The following is a 20,591-nucleotide window of genomic DNA, read 5'->3' on the forward strand; positions in this document are numbered from 1 at the left end:
AAGGCCGCCGGCCGCTCGATTTTGCTGAGTGTCAGGCGTATTATGCCCGCCCTGTTCGCCACGGGCGGATAACATTCAGGCTATGAACACCGCCAGCGCTCCTGAGGCCACCCAGCCGCCATCGGAACTCGCATCCGGACCCCGGGCCACCGGCAAGGGCCGCGTGCTGGCCTGGGCTGCCTGGGACTGGGGGTCGGCGGCGTTCAACGCGGTCATGACCACTTTCGTCTTCACGGTCTATCTCACCTCCAGCGCCTTCGGCGACAAGGACCAGTCCTCTGCCGTGCTGGGAACTGCGCTGGCCATCGCTGGCCTGGCAATAGCTGTCCTCGCTCCGGTGACAGGACAGCGCTCGGACAGCGGCGGGCGCCGCAAGCTGTGGCTGGGGGTCAACTCGGCCGCCGTCGCCGTTCTGACAGGGCTGTGTTTCTTCGTTGTCCCGGGCCCGGAATTCCTGCTGCTGGGCGTCTCCCTCATTGCCCTGGCGAATGTTTTCTTTGAGTTTGCGGGCGTCAACTACAACGCCATGCTCACCCAGGTGTCCACCCCAACGAACATCGGCAAGGTCAGCGGGTTCGGCTGGGGAATGGGTTATCTTGGCGGCATTGTGGCGCTGTTGGTGGTGCTGCAACTCTTTGTGCAGCCGAGCTTCGACTGGTTTGGCGCCTCCACGGAAGCCAGCCTGAACATCCGGCTTGTGGCGGTGTTCTCGGCGCTGTGGTTCTTCATCTTCGCCCTCCCGGTCCTGTTCGTCGTTCCGGAACTGCCCCGGCCGGCGCGGGCCAAACAGCTGGGCTTCCTGGCCTCTTACGGTCTGCTGGTCCGCCGGATCAAGGCGATCTACGCCACGAGCCCCCATACGATCTATTTCCTCCTCGCCAGCGCAGTCTTCCGCGACGGGCTCGCAGCAGTCTTCACGTTCGGCGGGATCATTGCGGCCGGCACCTTCGGCTTCGAGCTGCCCCAGGTCATCTTCTTTGCCATCTTCGGCAACGTGGTGGCAGCGGTTGGTGCCGTCATCGGCGGGTTCCTGGATGACCGGGTGGGGCCCAAGGCCGTCATCATGGGCTCCCTCATCGGACTGCTGATCGCCGGTGCCATGATCCTGGTCCTCGGCAACGGCAACTACGTGTTCTTCGGCACGGCCTGGGCCGGCGCCACGACGTTCTGGGTCTTCGGGTTGTTCCTCTGCCTCTTCGTAGGCCCGGCACAGTCATCCTCCAGGGCCTATCTGGCCCGGCTAGCACCCACCGGCGAGACCGGCGAACTGTTCGGCCTGTATGCAACCACGGGCCGGGCCGTCAGTTTCCTGGCTCCCGCATTGTTCACGCTCTGCATCACTCTGGCTACTCCCCTGGTGGCGCCCGGCGAGGCCCAGCGCTGGGGAATCCTGGGCATCATGGTGGTCCTGCTCGCCGGCCTGCTGGTCCTGCTGCCGGTGAAACCGCCCAGCAAGGCACCCATTGCCCAGGTACCTTCCTCCTAGCCGGCCCGTCATCCCGGTAACGCGCCACACCGCGCCGGTGTTTGGAGCCGGCTTTCCCGAGCGGCGGACCGGCACCCGAAACCGGTGTGCGGCGACTAGTCTGGACGTATGAACGTGGACGAAACGGACCTCCCCGGCCTGGGCCGGCGGAAGGATTTCATGACGGCATCCGGACGCCGCATCGGCGTCGTGGAGCTGCGGGAAGGCCAGACGGAACTTATCGTTTCCACCTGGGACGATCCCGACACCTGCCAGGCTTCCATTCCCCTGACCGGGGACGAGGCAGCCACCCTGGGCAACCTCCTGGGCGGGCAGCACCTGGCCATGAAGCTGGCCGAGGAACACCGGGATGTGCCCGGCATTGTGACCCGGCAGTTCTCCATTGCCCCGGATTCCCCGTTCCAGAACCAGCCCATGGGCAAGGCCTGCATCCGCACCCGCTGCGGCGTCTCGATCGTGGCGATCATGCGTGAAGGCGAGGTGCTCCCCTCGCCGGGACCCGACGTCGTCCTTCATTCCGGCGATTTGCTGGTGGCCGTGGGAACCCAAGAAGGCCTCGACTCGGCGGCCGATATTCTCCGCAACGGCTGAGCCTGATGGACCCGCTGGCCCTGACCCTCATTGAACTGGGGGCCGTTGTGTTCTGCCTTGGCCTGTTGGCCAGGCTGGCCGGACGGATCGGAATGTCACCCATCCCCCTCTATCTTGTGGGTGGGCTCGCCTTCGGGGCAGGCGGGGTGGTCAAGCTCGATGGTATGCACGAATTCGCACATCTTTCCGGCGAAATCGGGGTCATCCTGCTGTTGCTTATGCTCGGATTGGAATATACGGCTGCCGAGCTTTTCACCGGTCTGCGCAGGTCCTGGCAGGCCGGTGTTCTTGACCTGGTCCTGAATTTTGTACCGGGCGCGGGGTTGGCGTTCCTGCTCGGCTGGGGGCCGGTGGGTGCCATGGTGATGGGCGGCGTGACCTATATATCCTCCTCCGGAATCGCCGCGAAGGTGATCACCGACCTCGGCCGCCTCGGCAACCGGGAGACGCCGGTGGTCCTGTCCATCCTGGTCTTCGAGGACCTGGCCATGGCCGTGTACCTGCCTATTCTGACGGCCACCCTGGCGGGGGTGAGCTTCCTGGGCGGCCTGACCACGGTGGGCATATCCCTGGCAGTGGTCACGCTGGTCCTGATGGTGGCCCTGCGCCATGGCCACCACGTCTCCAAGGCGGTGCACAGCGAAAACTCCGAAGTCTTCCTGCTCAACCTGCTCGGGGCTGCCCTCCTGGTGGCCGGCGTCGCATCGGCGATGCAGGTCTCCGCGGCGGTGGGCGCGTTTATGCTGGGCATTGCCATCTCCGGCGCCACGGCCCACAGCGCCACCCGGATCCTCGAACCGCTCCGGGACCTGTTTGCCGCCATTTTCTTTGTGGCGTTCGGCCTCAACACCGATCCCTCCACCATTCCCCCGGTCCTCGGCTGGGCGCTGGTGCTGGCCGTCATCACCGCCCTCACCAAGATGATCACGGGGATCTGGGCGGCCAAGCGGGCGGGCGTCGGCCGTCCGGGCCGGTTCCGGGCGGGCGCCGCACTGATCGCGCGTGGCGAATTCTCCATCGTGATCGCCGGCCTGGCCGTCGCCTCGGGTGTGGTTCCCCGCGACCTCGCCGCCCTGGCCACGGCCTACGTCCTCCTGATGGCCATCATCGGCCCCCTCGCCGCCCGTTACGTTGAGCCGGTGGTCAAGGCCCTCGGCCGAGCAGCCGGGGAGCCGGGCGGCCGGCCCGCGCACAGCACCCCTTAGCTTCCCCCGCCGCGCCCCTCGCCCCGAGCCCACCTCGCCCTCCTTCAGCTGGCCCACCTTCATCGAGAGGAGACGTCTCGGCGCTAAGCCGCCCGCTTAGCGCGGAGATCTCGCCTCTCGACGCCCCAACCAGCCCGGACCAGCGCGTCCAGCACCCGGTGCGCGCATCCGTCGAAGCCCCAGGTGCGCACGTGGCCGGCGGTCACTGTCACCGACTGCCAGCCAACGGCGGCAATGGATTCGTCCCGGCGGATGTCCGATTCGCGCTGCCGGGCCTCGAGGTGGTGCCGGCCGTCGTAGTTGACGGCCACCTTGAACTCGGGGAAGGCCAGGTCCGGCCAGGCGAGCTCCCCTCCGGTCGGGTCAAGGACCACGTGGCTCAGGGTGGGCTCAGGCAGGCCCAGCCGCCCCATCGCCAGCCGCAGCCGCGTCTCCGGCGCTGAGTCAGCACCAACCCGGCAAAGCTCCAGCGCCTGCCTGGCTTTTCGGATACCCCGGACGCCCTGGGTGGTCATGACCTGCTCCCGGAGGTCATCCAGGGAACAGAGCGCCGTCCTGACGGGCCCGAAGCTCCTGGCCTGGCTGCAGATGAAGTGGTCCCCTGCCGCCACCAGGCCTTCAAGGCCGAGGACGGAGGCCAGGTCCAGCCACGTCCGGGCAGGCGAGGTGACCGGAACGCCGTCGAGCATTGCTACATCCCCGGCGCGCAGGGACAGCCGGTGACCGGCAACCCCTTTTCGTTCCGGCCGCGCTTCCCCACGGGCTTTGGCCAAGTGGATGATCAGGTCGTTTTGCACGACTAGAGGCAACGGGCAGCCCCACAGCAGCCCGGCCGTCCCGAGGCAGCAGACCGCGCCGGGAGTCAGCGCCACCAACAACGAGCAGGTGTGGTGCAACGGCTGCGCTTCATCCCAGGGAACGCGCATGCCCCGGCTGGGCACATAAAGGTCGCTCCGCCAGGCACGCCCGGCAGGGACGCCGGCATCCATCTGCTGGGCCAGCGTGAATGAGCGTCCAGAGAGGTGGTCCGGGAGGGCTGAAGGTTGCCGCATGACCCCATTGTTGGCACAGCACCTGGCAGCCACGTGGGTTATCCACAATGTGGAGGAACAGTTCCTGCCGAGCCCTGCGTTCGAGAGGCGGGCTCTCGCCGCTAAGAGGCGTTCTTAGCGGCGAGACGTCGCCACTCGACGAAGGACCGGGCCCGCTTAGATCTCGGTGCGGTGGAAGTTCAGGTGGCTGCGGCTGGCGGTCGGGCCGCGCTGGCCCTGGTAGCGGTTGCCGTACTCGCCCGAACCGTAGGGGTGTTCGGCCGCGGATGTCAGCCGGAAGAAGCACAGCTGACCGATCTTCATTCCCGGCCACAGTTTGATGGGCAGGGTGGCCATGTTGGATAGCTCCAGGGTGACGTGTCCGGAGAATCCGGGATCGATGAAGCCGGCCGTCGAGTGCGTCAGGAGGCCCAGCCTGCCGAGGGAGGACTTGCCTTCGAGGCGGGCTGCGATGTCGTCCGGCAGCGTGACTGTCTCGTAGGTGGAGCCGAGCACGAACTCGCCGGGGTGCAGGATGAATGGCTCGCCGCGGTCCACCTCCACCAGCCGGGTCAGCTCCGGCTGTTCCTCCGCAGGGTCGATGTGGGCGTACTTGTGGTTGTCGAAAAGACGGAAAAACCGGTCGATCCGCACGTCCACCGAGGAGGGTTGGACCATGACGGGATCGAAGGGTTCGAGGACGATCCGTTGGGAGTCCAGTTCAGCGCGAATGTCGCGGTCAGAGATCAGCACGCCTCCCAAATTACTATGCGTTGTCCACAGCGCCCATTCTTTCGTTGTTGCTGTTGCCTAGTGAGGCTAATGTTGCCTCAGGATGTCAGCCACCGGAGGTCTCCCGGCTGGTACAACTGAACTGATCTGGGGTTGGTTTGAAAAACTTTGCGGCGCCCGCCGTTGTGGCTATGTTGTGTGCCCTCGCGTTGGTCTCTCCGGCGGCCGGGCTGCACTCTGTCCCGGGGGAACACGACTCCTCGGCGGGGGCTGCCGGTGCGGTGGGACCGCGCGCGGTCACGCTGGGTCCTCCGGGCATGGCGGACGACGACGGCGGCGCACCGCGTGAGGATACCGGCACCGGATCGCTGCTCGCCCCAGCCGTGGACCCGGTGATCGCACCGGCGGCGCCGGCCGGGGTACAGAACACGGTGCCCGCGGCGCCCCAGCCGGCAACCGCGCCGGCAACCGCGCCGGCAACTGCGCCGGCACCGGCGGCCGCCCCGGCCAGAGCCTCCGCAGCCGAAGTTCCTTCGGTGCCGCCGCTGTGGGCCCCCGACGAGGAACTGGCGCAGAACAAAACTGCAGCGCCCACCCCGCAGACCTTCGCAGCGGAACCCCCGGCCGCGGGGAAGCTTGCCACGGAAGCGTTGGTCCCGGACAACAACGCAGCGGCCATCCTGACTGTCTTCAACAAGATCAATGAGTACCGGTTGGCCAACGGCCTGGCCGCGGTCAAGTACCACCCCACGGTGGCCGGGTTGTCCCAGGACTGGTCAGACAACATCGCCTCCCGCGAAGTGATTGAACACCGAGCCAGTTTTTGGACGGACGCCCGCGCCATGAGCCCGACCAGCGCCGGTGAGGTCATCGCCATCCGCACGGACCGCGATGCCGCCCAGCTGGTGGAATGGTGGAAAGGATCACCCGGCCACAACGCCATGCTCCTGGACCCGCGCTTCAACGTCATGGGCGCCGGGATTTCCTACACGAACAGCCTTTACACCATCTGGGGCGTGGTGAACTTCTTCGGCTACGCCACCCTCCCGGCCGGCACCCTCACCTCGCCCGGCAGCAGCCCGAGCGGCGGGAACGCTTTCCCGCCTGCCGCGCCCACCATGTGCGACGCCGCCGTCAAGCACATGCCGCCCACGCTGAACCTGAAGACGGCATCCATCACCAGCGCCGCAGACCTTGTCACCGTGAATACCGGCGGTGAGCTGGTCAACCGCCCCTCCACAGGGAACAGGACATACGGGCCGGCCAAGGTCATCAATTCCTTCTTCAGCAACGTCAAGGAAGTCTTCGTCACCGACTGGGACCGCAACGGCACCTTTGACATCCTGGCCCAGTGGAACGACGGCCGGCTGACGCTTCATCCCGGCTTCGCCGGCGGTGGCTTCGGGGCCGCGGTCACCCTCGGCCAATCCGGCTGGGCAGGCATGACCCTTGCCGTGGGCGGTTGGTGCGCCAATAACCGGCTCCCGCAACTCGTGGCCCTGGACACCTCGGGCAACCTGTGGCTCTACCCGAACATCGGTGCGGCGGACATGTCCTCCCGCACCCTGATGACAGGCGGGGTATCGGCCACCCGCCTTGCCATGGTGGATTATGACGCTGACGGCTTCCAGGACATTCTGGCCCGAAAGTCCGACGGCGCGGTGCAGCTTTACCGCGGAGCCGGCACCCCGGCGCCCCGCGCCGAAGCCAGGGCCACCGTGGCCACCGGCTGGGGGGATGTCACCGGCATCCGGCCGCTGCGGGACGTCACAGGCCTGAACTCCACGGGGGTGGCACTGCGCCGGGCCAACGATGTGGTGCAGTACTGGGACCTGACCGGCGGACGCCTTGCCTCGCCGTCGAACATCACCGGAAGCTGGGCGGGGCAGCGGCTGGCGCAATAGCGGCGGCCAGCGCCGGCAGGAACGGACAAACGCAGCGGCCGGCGCAGTAGCGCCGGAAAGCTAGGCGGCCGAGGCGGCAGCCAACACGTCCTTGAGCCGCTCCAGCTGAACAACTTCAGCCTTCATGGCGCGCTGGATGCCGGTGTTCATCAGCCCCAAGAGCCCCTTGGGCTGGCATTCGAGCGCGAACCGGACGCGCGTTCCGGCGGGTTCGGTGCTGAAGTAATACCCGCCGGAGGGTCGGTTGTGCCCGGCGATGACCTGATACCGGATTTCGGCCCCGGGCCGGGCCTCGGTGATTTCAAAGTCTGCCGGCACCGGCCAGCCGGACCGGCCCAGCACTGTCTGCCGGTACACGGAGCCCTTGGAACCGGCAACTCCGGATGAGACGCTGATGCTGCGGATGCCGGTGCGCCACTTGGGCAGGTTCATCCCGTCGATCAGGAAGGTGTACACGTCCAAGGCGTCACGCGGGACGAGTACCTCGTGTTCTGCGAATGCCATGGGATCCTTCGGTTAGCGTCAAGGCGGCGGCGATAGCCCGCCCCACCCCCATGGCACTGCAGCTAACGGGTTCACAGTAGCGACTGGTTTTGCTCCGGACCTAGCCACGGGCAGGGACGTTATTGAAGAGTTACTGGATTACGCCGGGCAAACCGGGCCCGGGGCGGACACGCCCCTTCAGGGTGGGCGTGTTGTCGGGACAGGCCCGCATCTGCGCTAAGCTAAGTTCTGCCCCACGCACAGGGGGCCACGCGGCTGTAGCTCAATGGTAGAGCGCTAGCTTCCCAAGCTTGATACGCGGGTTCGATTCCCGTCAGCCGCTCCACTGCGTAAATCCCTGCCCTTACCGGGCGTTCCGCGCCTTCCTAACCCCGCGTTCCACGGCCTTCTTCAACGCCGCCAGCCGCGCCGCCTCCTGCTTCCGGAAAGCACCCTCCTTGGCCGCGGCAAACAGTCCGCCGAACCCCTTCAGAACATACTGTGCCGTCACGGTCAGCCGCGTGCTGTCCGCCACCGGGTACACCACGCAGGAACAGGTGATGGTTTCCGTGCGGCTCTCGAGTGTTTCGGACCAGGAGCGGTCCTGCACCAGGTCCCGGAGATGCAGGGAAACCGCCTCCTGCCCGGGAACGGCGGCGCGGGCTTCCTGGTCGGTGCAGAAGGCGTAGACGTCCTGCCGTCCACAGGGGATGAGGACGGTGCTTTCGATCGTGATGGATCCCATGATGCTGTTCCCGTACTCCCGTGAGCCCGCCCGGCGCAGTGCCCAGAGCGACATTTTCACACCGGACGCGCCGAGGCACAATCACCGCCGCACCCCGGCCCTTCCGATATGCCGGGCCACCCTGCGCCAGGCCCGTTAGGTCCGCCCCTGTATGGTCAGAAGTCAGGAACCTCTTCGGTTCCGCTACAGGAGCAATCATGGCTGACAAGTCCCCGCGTCAAGCAGCATCCAAAAAGGCCGGCAAGTCCATCAAGGAAAAGCGCGCTGACAAGCGGGCCGCCGCAGCGCCTTCCAGCTCCCTGGACGTCACGTCCAAGTCCACCAAAAAGAAGTGAACGGCCAACAGAGCCGGCTCACCCTCGGCGTCCTGGCGTCGACCCGGAAACCGGACGAACGCCGCCTCCCCATCCACCCGCTGCATTTCGAACGCATCGCCCCCGAACTGCGCCGGCACATCATCCTGGAGCAGGGCTACGGCGAACGCTTCGGCCTCTCCGATCACCATCTCTCGTCCCTGGTCGGCAAAATCGCCACCAGGGAGGCGCTGCTGGCCGAGGCCGACGTCGTGCTCCTGCCCAAACCGCAGCCGGAAGACCTTGCGGAGCTGCGCGATGGCCAGGTCCTTTGGGGCTGGCCGCACTGCGTCCAGGACCGCGCCATTACCCAGCTGGCCATCGACAAAAAGCTCACCCTCATTGCCTTCGAAGCCATGAACCACTGGGCGAGCGACGGCGGTTTTGGGCTGCACGTGTTCCACAAGAACAATGAGCTGGCCGGGTACTGCTCGGTGCTGCACGCTCTCTCGCTGACGGGCTCAACCGGTGATTACGGACGCCGCCTCAATGCCGTGGTGATCGGTTTCGGTGCGACTGCCCGCGGCGCCGTGACCGCGCTGAATGCACACGGCATCCACGACGTCCAGGTGCTGACCAACCGCGGAGTCGCCGCCGTGGGCGCCCCGATCCATTCGGTCAACATCGTTCAGTTTGATCACGACGACGAGGCCCCCTTCCTGAGTCAGGTCATCTCCGACCGGGGCCGGGTTCCGCTGGCGCCGTTCCTGGCCGAAAGCGACATTGTGGTCAACTGCACCCTGCAGGATCCGAACAACCCGCTGACGTACCTCCGGACGGAGGACCTTGCGGCGTTCAGCCCGGGCAGCCTGATCGTGGACGTCTCGTGCGACGAGGGCATGGGCTTCAGTTGGGCACGTTCCACTACCTTCGCCGAGCCGATGTTCACGATGGCTGACCACATAAATTACTACGCCGTGGACCACAGCCCGTCCTACCTCTGGAATTCCGCCACCTGGGAGATCAGCCAGGCGCTCATGCCGTTCTTGGAAACGGTCATCGGCGGCCCGGAAGCCTGGGACTCGAACGAAACAATCAGGCGGGCCATCGAAATCCGCGACGGCGTGGTGCTCAACAAGGACGTGCTGGAGTTCCAGCAGCGGCAGGCCGAATACCCGCACCTGCCGGCCTAAGCAGCTGCCGGCTTAGGCCGCCGCCGCGCCCACGATCCTCACCGGGTGGCGGCGGTCCTTGAGGTTCACGCGGAGCTTCAGGGCACCTTTCCTGGCCAGAACGACGCCGACTGTCAGGGCGGCGAGCACCGGCACCCCGCCTGCCACCAGCAGTGCCACGTGCGGGTCAACGTGCTCGGCAATCCAGCCCAACATCGGCCCGCCGATGGCCTGGCCGCCGATCAGCACCATGATGTACAGGCTCATGACGCGTCCCCGGATGGCAACGTTCGAGCTGATCTGGACCAGCTGGTTGGACCCGGTGAGGAACATCAGGCACCAGAATCCGGACAGGACCATCACGGCGCCGAACCAGAGCATGGACGGAGCCAGGGCCGCCAGGCAAAGCATCAGGCCATACATTCCGGCGCAGAACACCACGGACCGGAGCCTCAGCCGCCGGCGGCGGGTGGAGGCAACGGCCCCGGCGAGCGCGCCGAGGGCCACCAGTGCGTTGAGCAGGCCATAGCCGCCGGCACCGACGTCGAACACGTGGTCCGCGAAGGCCGCGAGCATGACCGGCAGGCTCATGGCAAACACCGCGATGAAGCCGGCCATCAACCATGGCCAGTAAATGGTCGGCTTGCTGAGCGCGTACCGCAGCCCTTCGCGCAGCATGCCCTTCTTCTTCGGCGCCGGCGGGCTGAGGAACAGTTGGTCCTTCCGCAGGAGCAGCAGCATGGTCACAGTGGAGCAGCACGCCACGGCATTGGCAGCAAAGGCCCAGCCGGCACCGACGGCGGTCAGCAGGACACCGGCGAGGGCCGGCCCGATCAGGCCGCCCAGCTGGAAGGTGGTGGAGTTGACGCTGATCGCGTTGCGCAGGTATTTCGGACCCACCAGCTCATTGACAAAGACCTGCCGCGCGGGCTGGTCCAGCACCGTGACCAGTCCCAGCATCAGGGCGACGGAGTAGACATGCCACACCTGGATGGCGCCGGTCAGGGACAGCACGGCAAGGGTGGCCGCGAGGATGGCCGCCAGGCTTTGGCACAGCATGAGGATCCTGCGCTTGGCGAACCGGTCGGCCACCATCCCGCCCCACGGCCCCAGCAGGAGGGAGGGCATAAACTGCAGCGCCACGGTGATGCCCACGGCGGTCACGGAGCCGGAGAGCTCCAGCACCAGCCAGTCCTGCGCGATGCGCTGCATCCAGAGGGCCACCACGGCGACAAAATGGCCGATCGCGAAGATGCGGAAGTTGGGGACCTTCAGCGAGATGAAGGTGTGGCGCCACGGGAGGTGTTCGTTGACCACCCCAAGATGCTGGGTCCGGGGCGAAGCGGCGGCGGACGCGGAATCGATGACGGGCTGGCTGACGGTTGCCGATGTGGGCGGTGGGGGAGCCACGGATGTGTCCTCAGGGGAAGCGGGCGGGTGGGGATGCTCCCACGCTAAGCTGGAACCCGATGATTATGTAGACCTATCCTGGCTATAACTAGCATCACGAAACGTAATGGGGCCCGAGCCGGACCTGCGAAAACAGGCAACGGCGCCCAGAGGAGTCCGCCAGTGTTTGAGCCCGCACAACTTCGGTCGTTCCTTGCCGTGGCCGAGACGTTGAGCTTCACCAAGGCCGCCGAACGGCTTGGCCTGGCCCAACCAACGGTCAGCCAGCACGTCCGCAAGCTGGAAACCGCCGCCAAGCGCATCCTCATCAGCCGCGACACCCGGGACGTCCGGCTGACCGATAACGGTGACGCCATGGCCGGATTCGCCCGCAGCATCCTCTCGGCCCATGATGCTGCCGCCCGCTACTTCTCCGGCTCGGCCATGCGCGGCCGGCTCCGCTTCGGCACGGCCGACGACCTCGCCATCACCGGACTCCCCCGGATCCTGCGCGAATTCCGGCAGGTCTACCCCCAGATCAACCTCGAGCTCACCGTGGGCCAGAGCGACCAGCTGTACAAAAAGCTCAACGCCGGCCAACTCGACCTGGTGTTTGTGAAGTGGGTGGCCGGCGCGAAAGACGGGACCGTTGTCCAGCACGACACCTTCTCCTGGGTGGGGCTGGAGCAGACGTCCCTCAAGCCGGCGGACACGGTGCCGCTGATCGCCTACCCCTCCCCCAGCCTCAGCCGGAAACTGGCCATCGACGCGCTCGAAGCCCATGGCCGCACGTGGCGCATCACGTGCACCACCCGGCAGATCAGCGGGGTACTGGCGGCCCTGAGGGCCGGGATCGGCGTTGCCGTGATGCCAACCTCGCTGGTTCCCGAGGATTTGAAGATCATCACCCGCACCTTCGACCTGCCGCCGGTGGGTGACGTCGATTTCACCCTGATCCGCAACCCGCTGGCCAATACCGAGGTGATCGATGCCCTCACCCAGGCCATCGTGGGCCGGACTCTCAAGAAGGCCATTTAGCCTCACCCGTAACACAAAACCATTGAAGAAAAAGCCAGCCTCCTCTATGCTTGATTACCCATGGGGTCAAGCAAAGGCCGGTTCAACACTACGAGCGCGCCCCGCAACCCATGGGGCGGCCGTGCTCTGGAAGGCAGCCAATGACGACAGCCGAGAACACCCATTTCCACACCACGTATGCGCCCCGACATAACACCGCACGCCCGCTGGCCACGCATCATCCCAGCTACAGCGCCGGCATCACCCACGCCGCCGAGTACGTCGGCAAGCCAACCTGCGACAAGTGCGGCACGGACGAATTTATCTACCTGGAATCGTATGTCCCTCCGGTTTACCGGCGTGACGGGGCGGTCAGGACACTGGGCGAAGTCGCTTACACCTGCACCCGTTGCGAAGATTTCTCCGCCCACAACGTTCCGACGTCGTGGACTCCCCCGGGCTGGTACCTGGGCTAACTCACAATGGTCTCCGGCCGCCGCCTCCAGCGGGGCCCTCCTAACAAACAGAAAGTCCCGACGGCCACCCTTGGTGGCCGTCGGGACTTTCCCGTATGCGGCTGCCCTGCCGCGCGCCGGCTCCTAGATCAACGCATCCGAGAGGTGATTCGGCGTGCCGAACCGGTGCGCGGTGATGCTGATGGCCTGTTCGTGCAGGAACGGCAGCAGTTCAACACGGCCGGCCTCGGTGACCGGGTGTGCGTAGACCGCCACGTCCGGGCGCCCGTCGACAGCTTCCGCGAGCGCGGTGGCATCGCCGCCGATCAGCCGGATGCGCGCACCGGACAGCTTGCCCGCTTTGGCGAGGCGCGCCGCTGAAGCCAGCCATCCGGCGTCGGCCTCCACTGTCACCTCGATGTCCAGGCCGGTGAGGACGGCCCGGAGCTGGACGGGAAGTTCGACGGCGGTGGATACGGTGAGTGCCGAACCAGCCTGGACACCGGCGGCCACGGTCCGGGCCAGGTGCGCCAGCGGAGCACCGTCAGAAAGGCGGATGGTGACCGGGAGGGCCCGGTACCGGAAGATGTTCCGTTCGGCGCTGAGGCCGGAGACGTCCTTGGCGGTGCCGAACTCGTCGGCCCAGGCCTTGGCGTCGGATGCGAGGGAGCGCTGCAGGAACCTCAGTTCCCCCGGCTGCAGGGCGCCCGAAACAGCGTTCAGGACACGCTTCACGGCCGCATTCGCGACGTTGGCCGTGGCTGCGCTTTCCTTGCTGGTCCAGTCACCCAGCCCCGCCAGGTAGTTGGGGCCGCCGGCCTTGGTGCCGGCACCCACTGCCGACTTCTTCCAGCCGCCGAACGGCTGGCGCTGCACAATGGCCCCGGTGATGCCGCGGTTGACGTACAGGTTGCCGGCCTGGATGGAGTCCAGCCAGACGGCCAGCTCATCCGGGTTCAGCGAGTGCAGGCCGGCGGTGAGTCCGTACTCGATCTGGTTCTGGATGGCGATGGCCTCTTCCAGGGTTTCGGCAGTCATGACGCCCAGGACCGGTCCGAAGAACTCGGTGAGGTGGAAATAGGACCCGCGGCGGACGCCATGGCGCACGCCCGGGCTCCAGAGCCGGCCGGTCCCGTCCAGCTTCTTCGGTTCCACGGCCCAGCTTTCGCCTTCGCCGAGGGTGGTGAGGGCATTGAGGAGTTTGCCGCTGGCAGGCTCGATGATCGGGCCCATCTGGCTGGTGGGATCCTGCGGGTAGCCCACTTTCAGGGAGGTGACGGCGTCGATTAGCTGGTTGTGGAAGCGCTTGGACTTGGCGACCGAGCCCACCAGGATCACCAGTGACGCTGCGGAGCACTTCTGACCGGCGTGGCCGAACGCGGAGTAGGCAACGTCCTTGGCTGCCAGGTCCAGGTCCGCACTGGGGGTGACGATGATGGCGTTTTTGCCGCTGGTTTCGGCCAGGAGCGGGAGATCCTTGCGGAAGGACCGGAACAGCTCGGCCGTCTCATAGCCGCCGGTCAGGATCACGCGATCCACGGCGGGGTGGGAGATCAGCTGCTGGCCGAGCTCCCGTTCGCCAAGCTGCACCATGGTCAGCACGTCCCTCGGAACGCCGGCCTCCCACAGCGCTTCGATCATCACCGCGCCGCTGCGGCGGGCCTGCTTCGCCGGTTTAATCACGACGGCGGAGCCCGCGGCGAGTGCCGCCATGGTGGACCCTGCGGGAATGGCGACCGGGAAGTTCCACGGCGGCGTCACTACGGTGAGTTTGGCCGGGACGAAGGTGGCGCCGTCGACCTTTTCCAGCTTGCGCGCCGACTCCGCATAGTAGTGCGCGAAGTCAATGGCCTCGCTGACCTCGGGATCGCCCTGGTCCAGGGTCTTGCCGGTTTCGCTGGCCATGACTTCAAGGAGGTCTGCGCGGCGGGCCTCGAGGACGTCGCCGGCGCGGTGCAGGATCTCGGCGCGCTCGTCCCCGGACAGGGCGCCCCAGGCCTTGCCCTTCTCGATGGCCGCCGCGATCACGGAGTTCAGGGTTGCTTCATCACCGATGGTGGCTTTTTCCACCGCAGCGTTGCCCAGCGTGGAGGTCGGGACGCGGTCCAGGATGGCGCGGCCCCAGTCCCGGTTGGCGGGCAGGGAGGGGTCCGTGTCCGGAGTGTTGTGGAACGAATCATGCGGCAGGGGCTGCGGCGGGAGGCTGCGGTTCTGCTGCCGGTTGGGCGGGGGCACCTCGTCGTCGAGCTTGTCCAGGGAGGCAAGGAAGCGCTGCTTTTCCCGCTCGAACAAAACTTCGTTCTCACTGAGTTCGAACACCGCGGACATGAAGTTGTCCTGGCTGGCACCCTCTTCGAGGCGGCGGATCAGGTAGGCGATGGCGACGTCGAACTCGGCCGGGTGCACCACCGGGGTGTAGAGCAAAAGCGAGCCGACGTCCTTCTTGACGGCTTCAGCCTGGCCCTGCGCCATGCCCAGCAGCATCTCGAACTCGATACCCGACTCCACTCCGCGCTGCTTGGCGAGCAGCCAGGCAAAGGCGATGTCAAAGAGGTTGTGGCCGGCCACGCCGATGCGGACGTTGTTGATGCGGTCCGGGTGGAGCGCGTAGTTAATGACGCGCTTGTAGTTGGTGTCCGAGTCCTGCTTGGTGTGCCAGGTGGCCAGCGGCCAGTCGTGGAGGGAGGCTTCCACCTGTTCCATCGGCAGGTTGGCGCCCTTGACCACACGGACCTTGATGGCGGCACCGCCGTTGGCACGGCGTTCGGCGGCCCAGTCCTGCAGCCGGATCATGGCGGCGAGCGCGTCCGGGAGGTAGGCCTGGAGGACGATGCCGGCTTCGAGGTTCTTGAACTCGGGTTTGTCCAGGATCCTGGTGAAGACCGCGATGGTCATGTCCAAGTCCTTGTATTCCTCCATGTCCAGGTTGATGAACTTGGCTTTCTGGCCGGCGCCGCTGCCGGCGAAGGAGGCGGCGCGCTGGAACAGCGGAGTCAGCTTCTCCACGACATGCTCAACGGCCTCATCGAAGGCCCAGGCGGAGTGCGGGGCCACGGTGGAGGAGACTTTGATGGACACGTAATCCACGTCCGGGCGGCCCAGCAGTGCGTGGGTGCCTTCGAGCCGGCGGGAGGCTTCGTGTTCGCCCAGGACAGCCTCGCCCAGCAGGTTGACGTTGAGCTTGATGCCGTCCTTGCGGATCTTGGCGATGGCCGGGCCGAGCTTGGCGTCGGTGGCGTCCACGATCAGGTGGCCCACCATTTCACGGAGGACCCTGCGGGCGATCGGGATGACCACCTGCGGCAGGACCGGGGCCATGGTCCCGCCGAGCTGCACTGCGCGGCGCATGTACCAGGGCAGGAACGCCGGGACCTTGGGGGCGAGGGCGGCCAGGTTCCGGGCGGCGACGTGCAGGTCCTCGGGGCGCACCACGCCGTCGACGAAACCCACCGTGAATTCCAGCCCGTTCGGATCCTTCAACACGCCGGCGAGCTGCTGGGCTGACGCATCCACGGGCACCTTGGACGCTTCGGTCAGCCAGCGCCGGACCAGGGTGATGGTGTCCGCCGCGAGGGCACGGGCCTGCGGAACGTCCGTGTGCCCGGTGGTTTCCGTTGCAGTGTGAGTCATGATCGCTCGTTCTTTCCTTGATCTGAAGGGGTCTTATTCATCAGTATGAGCTTCAAATCACTTAAGATAAAGCGACCTTTTCTAAGCAATACAGGTTAGAAATCCCAACCCTTCCGTGCCCCGACGCTCTCTCACTTAATGCGGTTTTTAGGGCAACGCTCTCTCACTTAACGCAGAAAACCGGAAACGCTCTCTCACTTTCCTGAAGAAAGTGAGAGAGCGTCCGGCGAAAACCGACATTAACTGAGAGAGCGTCCAGGGGGTGGGGCGGAGGGGTTGGGGGTGAGTGGCTGGGGTGGGTGATGCCGGCGGGTCAGGGCAGGTGGCGGTGCATTTCCACGGCTTCCTCGTGGCGCGGGCTGTTGGGGTTCATCAGCGAGTTTTTCCGGCCGTAGAAGAAGTAGATAGCCAGTCCCACGATCAGCCACACCACGAACCGCAGCCAGGTCTCCCAGTGCAGCTGGGTCATGAGGAACGCCGAGGCGAGCATGCCGAACAACGGAACCACCGGCATGAACGGCAGGCGGAACGTTCGCGGGGCGTCGGGCTTCTTGTAGCGGAAGATGATCACCGAGAGGCAGACGACGACGAACGCGGCCAGGATGCCGATGTTCGTCAGGTCGGCCACGGCCTTGATCGGGAAAACGCCGGCCAGCAGCGCCGAAGCCACGCCCGCGATCCAGGTGACACGCTGCGGGGTGCCGTGGCGGTCGGTCTTGGAGAACCAGCCGGGGAGCAGGCCGTCGCGGCTCATGGAGAACCAGACACGGGTCACGCCGAGGAGGAAGGTCAGCATCACGGTGAGGATGGACAGGACCGCGAACACCGAGATGATGGTGGCAATGACCGGCAGGCCCACGCTGGTGAAGGCCGAGGCGAAGCCGGCTTTCGGATCGATGTCCTTGTAGTTCTGCATGCCGGTCAGGACCAGGGTGGCTGCCACATAGAGCAGCATGGCGATGATCAGGGACAGGATGATGGCCTTGGGCATGTGCTTCTTGCCGTCCGTGGCCTCTTCCGCGGCGGTGCTCATGGCGTCGTAGCCGAACACGGCAAAGAAGACGGTTGCGGAGCCGGCGAGGACCGGGCCGAACCCGCTGGGCATGAACGGGTTGTAGTTGTTGGTGTCGATATAGAAGACGCCAAGGCCGATGATGAACAGGATCAGGACGACCTTGATGGCCACCGCCACCAGCTCGAACCTGCCAAATGCCTTGGTGCCCCTGGACAGGATCCACGTCACCAGGAGGCAGACTGCGATAGCCGGGATGTTGACGATTCCGCCCTTGCCCTCGTCCGGCGTCGAGGTCATCCACACCGGCATATGGATGCCTATGCCGGACAGGAAGGCGTCAAAGTACCCCGAAATGCCGATGGCCACCACGGCAACGATGGCAATGTATTCGAGGAGCAGGTCCCAGCCAATGAACCAGCCGATCACTTCACCCAGGGCAACGTAACCGTAGGTGTAGGCGGAGCCCGCACGCGGGATCATGCCTGCAAACTCCGCGTAGGAAAGGGCAGCCGCTGCGGACGCCAGGCCGGCCACCAGGAAGGAAATCAACACCGCGGGCCCCACACCCGGCGTATCCTTGCTGCCTGCGGCCACCAGCCCGGCGAGGGAAAAGATGCCGACGCCGATGATGCCGCCGACGCCGATGGCGGTCAACTGCCAAAGCCCGAGGGATTTGAACAGTCCGCTGTGCTTGTTTTCTTCTTCGATGTCATCGATAGGCTTGCGCCGCATGATCGACTGACTTATGTCTTTTGTGCTCATCAGGAACTCCTGCATGGGGTGCGGCCCCAGCACGGCACCCTTGCGACTAGCTGCGGCGGGCTGTGATGGGGGTAACTCAGGTACAACAGTATGCAAGCACTCTTTGCGTTAGATAAAGTGAATCTTTCTAACCAATATCCATTAGATTCGTCAAGGAATGTGGCCATGCTCGATGTCCGGCGCCTCAGGCTGCTCCGTGAACTGAAGATCCGGGGAACCCTGGCAGAGGTCGCGGAGGCACTGCAGTACAGCCCGTCGTCAGTTTCGCAGCAGCTGGCCCTGCTCGAAAAGGAAGTCGGAGTGGAACTGCTCCGGAAAACCGGACGCCGCGTCCAGCTGACACCGCAGGCCGAAGTCCTGGTGGCGCACACCGCCCAGCTGCTCGAGACGCTGGAACAGGCCGAAGCGGACCTGGCGGCCTCGCTGACCACCGTCACGGGAACGGTGCGGATCGCCGTTTTCCAGTCCGCGGCGCTGGCGCTGATGCCGGGCACCCTGACCCGGATGACGGCGGAGTACCCCGAGGTGCGGATCGAGATGACCCAGCGGGAGCCGGAAACCGCCCTGCACGAGACCTGGGCGCGCGACTTCGACCTGGTGATTGCCGAGCAGTATCCGGGCCACGCCGCGCCCAGGTACCCGGAACTGGACCGGGTCAAACTGACCACCGATGCCATCCGGCTCGCCGTTCCGCCGACGTCCGACGGCGGGGCCGCCATCCGGTCGATCGAGGACACCGCGGACCTGCCGTGGGTCATGGAACCCCGCGGCGCGGCATCACGTCACTGGGCGGAGCAGGCATGCAGAAGTGCCGGTTTCGAGCCCGACGTCCGCTTCGAAACCGCCGATCTGCAGGCGCAGATCAGGCTGATCGAGTCGGGGAATGCCGTCGCCCTGATGCCGGACCTCGTCTGGACCGGCCGCGGCACCACCGCCCGGCTGCTGGAACTGCCCGGCGACCCGCACCGCACCATTTTCACCTCTGTGCGCCGCTCCAGCGCCCAGCGGCCCGCCATCCTTGCCGCCCGCCAGATGCTCGCCGCCACGGCCGCGTCAGTCAGCGGCCCGCCGGAGCGGTGACCGACAGCGGCGCGGTACCGCCGGAGCGGTGACCGACGACGGCGCGGTGACGGACCGCGGCGCCCGGCAGCCGCCGTCGTACTTCCCTTTTTTATGCGTCCCGTGTGCGCGCGCCCCTGTTTAGTACGTCACAGCGCGATGCGGGGGCCGGCGATAGACTGGACTCCTTATGAATCGCACAATGTTCAAGTCCAAAATCCACCGGGCCACCGTCACGCATGCTGACCTCCACTACGTAGGTTCGGTCACCGTTGACCTGGACCTCCTTGAGGCCGCCGATATCCTCCCGGGCGAGCTCGTGGCCATTGTGGACGTTACGAACGGTGCGCGCCTGGAGACTTACACGATTGCCGGCGAGCGCGGCTCAGGCGTGATCGGCATCAACGGGGCGGCGGCGCACCTGATGCACGAGAACGACATCGTCATCCTGATCACGTATGCCCAGATGACCTCGGAAGAGGCTGCGGCGTACGACCCCAAGGTTGTCCACGTGGACCAGGACAACAGGATCGTCCAGATCGGCAACGACCCCGCCGAGGGCCACACCCCGGGCCTGATGCGCCCGCCGCATGCCCTGAATAACGCCGTCCTGTAGCCGGAGCGTGAGTTCCGGCCCACCCCGCCCCCGCACCCTGGGAGGCTGCCGGTGGTAGGGGTGCTGCAGGGCTTTTTTGTGGTGTGGTTCATCATCCTGGTGGGCTGGTTTGTTGGCCGGCAGCGGATCCTGGGCGAGAACGCCCGCCAGGTCCTGAGCGCCCTGACCTTCTTCGTGGCCAGCCCGGCCCTCCTCTTCGAGACCCTGAGCAAGGCCGAGCTGCGGGAAGTCTTCGCCGAGCCGCTGCTGGTGACCGCGGTGGCGGCCCTCTCCAGCGCCCTGGTGTTCTTCGGGATCGTGAAGTTCGTCCTGAAGCGTGCCCTGCCGGAGGCGCTGATGTCCTCCATGGCGGCGTCCCTGGCGAACTCGGCGAACCTGGGCATCCCCATTGCCGTCTATGTCCTGGGCGACGCCAGTTACGTGGCGCCGCTGCTGATCTTTCAGCTGGCTTTCTTCACCCCGCTGTTCCTGATGATCCTGGACGCCAGCACCAGCAGCCACCGCACCACGGTTGGGGGTTTTATCCTCATGATCCTGCGGAACCCCATGATTGTGGGGTCGGCGCTGGGCCTGTTGGTGGCCGGGATGAACTGGCAGGTGCCGGCCCTGGTCATGGAGCCGATCCACCTGATCGGCGGTGCGGCCATCCCTACCATGCTGATTGCTTTCGGCATGAGCCTCCACGGCAGCCGGCCCCTGCAGGCCGCGGCCGAACGACGGCTGGACACCATCCTGGCCAGTGCCTTTAAGCTGGTGGTGCAACCGGCCATGGCCTACCTTTTTGCCCGCTTTGTGCTGGGGCTGGACGGGCACCCCCTGTTCGCGGTGGTGGTGGTTTCTTCCCTTCCCACGGCGCAGAACGTTTTTGTTGCCGCCAGCCGCTACTCCACGGGCCTCACGGTGGCCAAGGACACGGTCCTGATCACCACGGTGGTGGCCGTGCCGGCCATGATTGGCGTAGCCCTGCTGCTGAACTGACCCGCTGCTGCACCCACCCTGAACCGAC

The 20,591-nt window shown here is 65.9% G+C and carries 18 protein-coding genes and 1 tRNA gene; 12 read left to right on the forward strand and 7 right to left on the reverse strand.

Annotation, left to right across the window (positions count from 1 at the left end; all coding sequences use genetic code 11):
- Positions 1 to 82: 82 nt before the first annotated feature.
- The 3 genes from PY310_RS14405 (at position 83) to PY310_RS14415 (ending at position 3,282) form a co-directional block, all read left to right on the forward strand.
- Positions 83 to 1,486, forward strand: a complete 1,404-nt coding sequence (locus tag PY310_RS14405; RefSeq protein ID WP_275215154.1) for an MFS transporter — start codon at positions 83 to 85, stop codon at positions 1,484 to 1,486.
- Positions 1,487 to 1,594: 108 nt separating this feature from the next.
- Positions 1,595 to 2,077, forward strand: a complete 483-nt coding sequence (locus tag PY310_RS14410; RefSeq protein WP_275215155.1) for a cation:proton antiporter regulatory subunit — start codon at positions 1,595 to 1,597, stop codon at positions 2,075 to 2,077.
- Between the two features lie 5 nt (positions 2,078 to 2,082).
- The gene (locus PY310_RS14415; RefSeq protein WP_275215156.1) at positions 2,083 to 3,282 is read left to right on the forward strand and encodes a cation:proton antiporter; all 1,200 of its coding nucleotides are present in this window, start codon (positions 2,083 to 2,085) and stop codon (positions 3,280 to 3,282) included.
- A gap of 83 nt (positions 3,283 to 3,365) precedes the next feature.
- On the opposite strand, the gene PY310_RS14420 is transcribed toward PY310_RS14415, so the two are convergent.
- Positions 3,366 to 4,334 (reverse strand): hypothetical protein, encoded by a 969-nt coding sequence (locus tag PY310_RS14420; protein ID WP_275215157.1) that lies wholly within the window; start codon positions 4,332 to 4,334, stop codon positions 3,366 to 3,368.
- A gap of 156 nt (positions 4,335 to 4,490) precedes the next feature.
- On the reverse strand, positions 4,491 to 5,066 hold the full coding sequence (dcd, locus tag PY310_RS14425) for a dCTP deaminase (RefSeq protein ID WP_275215158.1): 576 nt from the start codon (positions 5,064 to 5,066) through the stop codon (positions 4,491 to 4,493).
- A 137-nt stretch (positions 5,067 to 5,203) separates the two neighbouring features.
- On the opposite strand from dcd, the gene PY310_RS14430 reads away from it, so the two are divergent.
- Entirely contained in the window at positions 5,204 to 6,949 is a 1,746-nt protein-coding gene (locus PY310_RS14430; RefSeq protein WP_342755751.1) for a CAP domain-containing protein, read from the forward strand.
- A gap of 60 nt (positions 6,950 to 7,009) precedes the next feature.
- Here the strand turns inward: PY310_RS14430 and PY310_RS14435 are convergent, their stop codons facing one another.
- Positions 7,010 to 7,453, reverse strand: coding sequence for an SRPBCC family protein (locus tag PY310_RS14435; RefSeq protein WP_275215159.1), 444 nt, complete (start codon positions 7,451 to 7,453; stop codon positions 7,010 to 7,012).
- 251 nt (positions 7,454 to 7,704) lie between these two features.
- Here PY310_RS14435 and PY310_RS14440 point away from each other — a divergent pair.
- Positions 7,705 to 7,778, forward strand: a tRNA-Gly gene (locus PY310_RS14440).
- A gap of 18 nt (positions 7,779 to 7,796) precedes the next feature.
- Here PY310_RS14440 and PY310_RS14445 read toward each other — a convergent pair.
- The gene (locus PY310_RS14445; protein ID WP_275215160.1) at positions 7,797 to 8,231 is read right to left on the reverse strand and encodes a hypothetical protein; all 435 of its coding nucleotides are present in this window, start codon (positions 8,229 to 8,231) and stop codon (positions 7,797 to 7,799) included.
- A gap of 143 nt (positions 8,232 to 8,374) precedes the next feature.
- Between PY310_RS14445 and PY310_RS14450 the strand changes: the two genes are divergently transcribed.
- Together PY310_RS14450 and PY310_RS14455 are read left to right on the forward strand one after the other, a co-directional pair.
- Entirely contained in the window at positions 8,375 to 8,512 is a 138-nt protein-coding gene (locus PY310_RS14450) for a hypothetical protein (RefSeq protein WP_275215161.1), read from the forward strand.
- On the forward strand, positions 8,509 to 9,663 hold the full coding sequence (locus PY310_RS14455) for a N(5)-(carboxyethyl)ornithine synthase (protein ID WP_275215162.1): 1,155 nt from the start codon (positions 8,509 to 8,511) through the stop codon (positions 9,661 to 9,663). The genes PY310_RS14450 and PY310_RS14455 overlap by 4 nt, the downstream gene beginning before the upstream one ends.
- A gap of 12 nt (positions 9,664 to 9,675) precedes the next feature.
- Here the strand turns inward: PY310_RS14455 and PY310_RS14460 are convergent, their stop codons facing one another.
- The gene (locus PY310_RS14460) at positions 9,676 to 11,052 is read right to left on the reverse strand and encodes an MFS transporter (protein ID WP_275215163.1); all 1,377 of its coding nucleotides are present in this window, start codon (positions 11,050 to 11,052) and stop codon (positions 9,676 to 9,678) included.
- A 162-nt stretch (positions 11,053 to 11,214) separates the two neighbouring features.
- Between PY310_RS14460 and PY310_RS14465 the strand changes: the two genes are divergently transcribed.
- Together PY310_RS14465 and PY310_RS14470 are read left to right on the forward strand one after the other, a co-directional pair.
- Positions 11,215 to 12,069: a LysR family transcriptional regulator gene (locus tag PY310_RS14465; protein ID WP_275215164.1), complete on the forward strand. Its 855-nt coding sequence runs from the start codon at positions 11,215 to 11,217 to the stop codon at positions 12,067 to 12,069.
- Between the two features lie 140 nt (positions 12,070 to 12,209).
- Positions 12,210 to 12,524 carry a hypothetical protein gene (locus tag PY310_RS14470; RefSeq protein ID WP_275215165.1) on the forward strand — a complete coding sequence of 105 codons (315 nt, stop codon included), beginning with the start codon at positions 12,210 to 12,212 and terminating at the stop codon, positions 12,522 to 12,524.
- Between the two features lie 123 nt (positions 12,525 to 12,647).
- Here the strand turns inward: PY310_RS14470 and PY310_RS14475 are convergent, their stop codons facing one another.
- Both PY310_RS14475 and PY310_RS14480 read right to left on the reverse strand, forming a co-directional pair.
- Positions 12,648 to 16,133 (reverse strand): proline dehydrogenase family protein, encoded by a 3,486-nt coding sequence (locus PY310_RS14475; protein ID WP_275215166.1) that lies wholly within the window; start codon positions 16,131 to 16,133, stop codon positions 12,648 to 12,650.
- A gap of 313 nt (positions 16,134 to 16,446) precedes the next feature.
- Positions 16,447 to 17,910 (reverse strand): amino acid permease, encoded by a 1,464-nt coding sequence (locus tag PY310_RS14480; protein WP_275215167.1) that lies wholly within the window; start codon positions 17,908 to 17,910, stop codon positions 16,447 to 16,449.
- A gap of 165 nt (positions 17,911 to 18,075) precedes the next feature.
- On the opposite strand from PY310_RS14480, the gene PY310_RS14485 reads away from it, so the two are divergent.
- The 3 genes from PY310_RS14485 (at position 18,076) to PY310_RS14495 (ending at position 20,563) form a co-directional block, all read left to right on the forward strand.
- Entirely contained in the window at positions 18,076 to 18,990 is a 915-nt protein-coding gene (locus tag PY310_RS14485; RefSeq protein WP_275215168.1) for a LysR substrate-binding domain-containing protein, read from the forward strand.
- A gap of 169 nt (positions 18,991 to 19,159) precedes the next feature.
- On the forward strand, positions 19,160 to 19,585 hold the full coding sequence (gene panD, locus PY310_RS14490) for an aspartate 1-decarboxylase (RefSeq protein WP_275215169.1): 426 nt from the start codon (positions 19,160 to 19,162) through the stop codon (positions 19,583 to 19,585).
- Positions 19,586 to 19,636: 51 nt separating this feature from the next.
- The gene (locus tag PY310_RS14495; protein WP_275215170.1) at positions 19,637 to 20,563 is read left to right on the forward strand and encodes an AEC family transporter; all 927 of its coding nucleotides are present in this window, start codon (positions 19,637 to 19,639) and stop codon (positions 20,561 to 20,563) included.
- Positions 20,564 to 20,591: the final 28 nt, after the last annotated feature.

It is taken from the genome of Pseudarthrobacter naphthalenicus (assembly GCF_029076445.1).
Classification (GTDB): Bacteria; Actinomycetota; Actinomycetes; order Actinomycetales; family Micrococcaceae; genus Arthrobacter; species Arthrobacter naphthalenicus.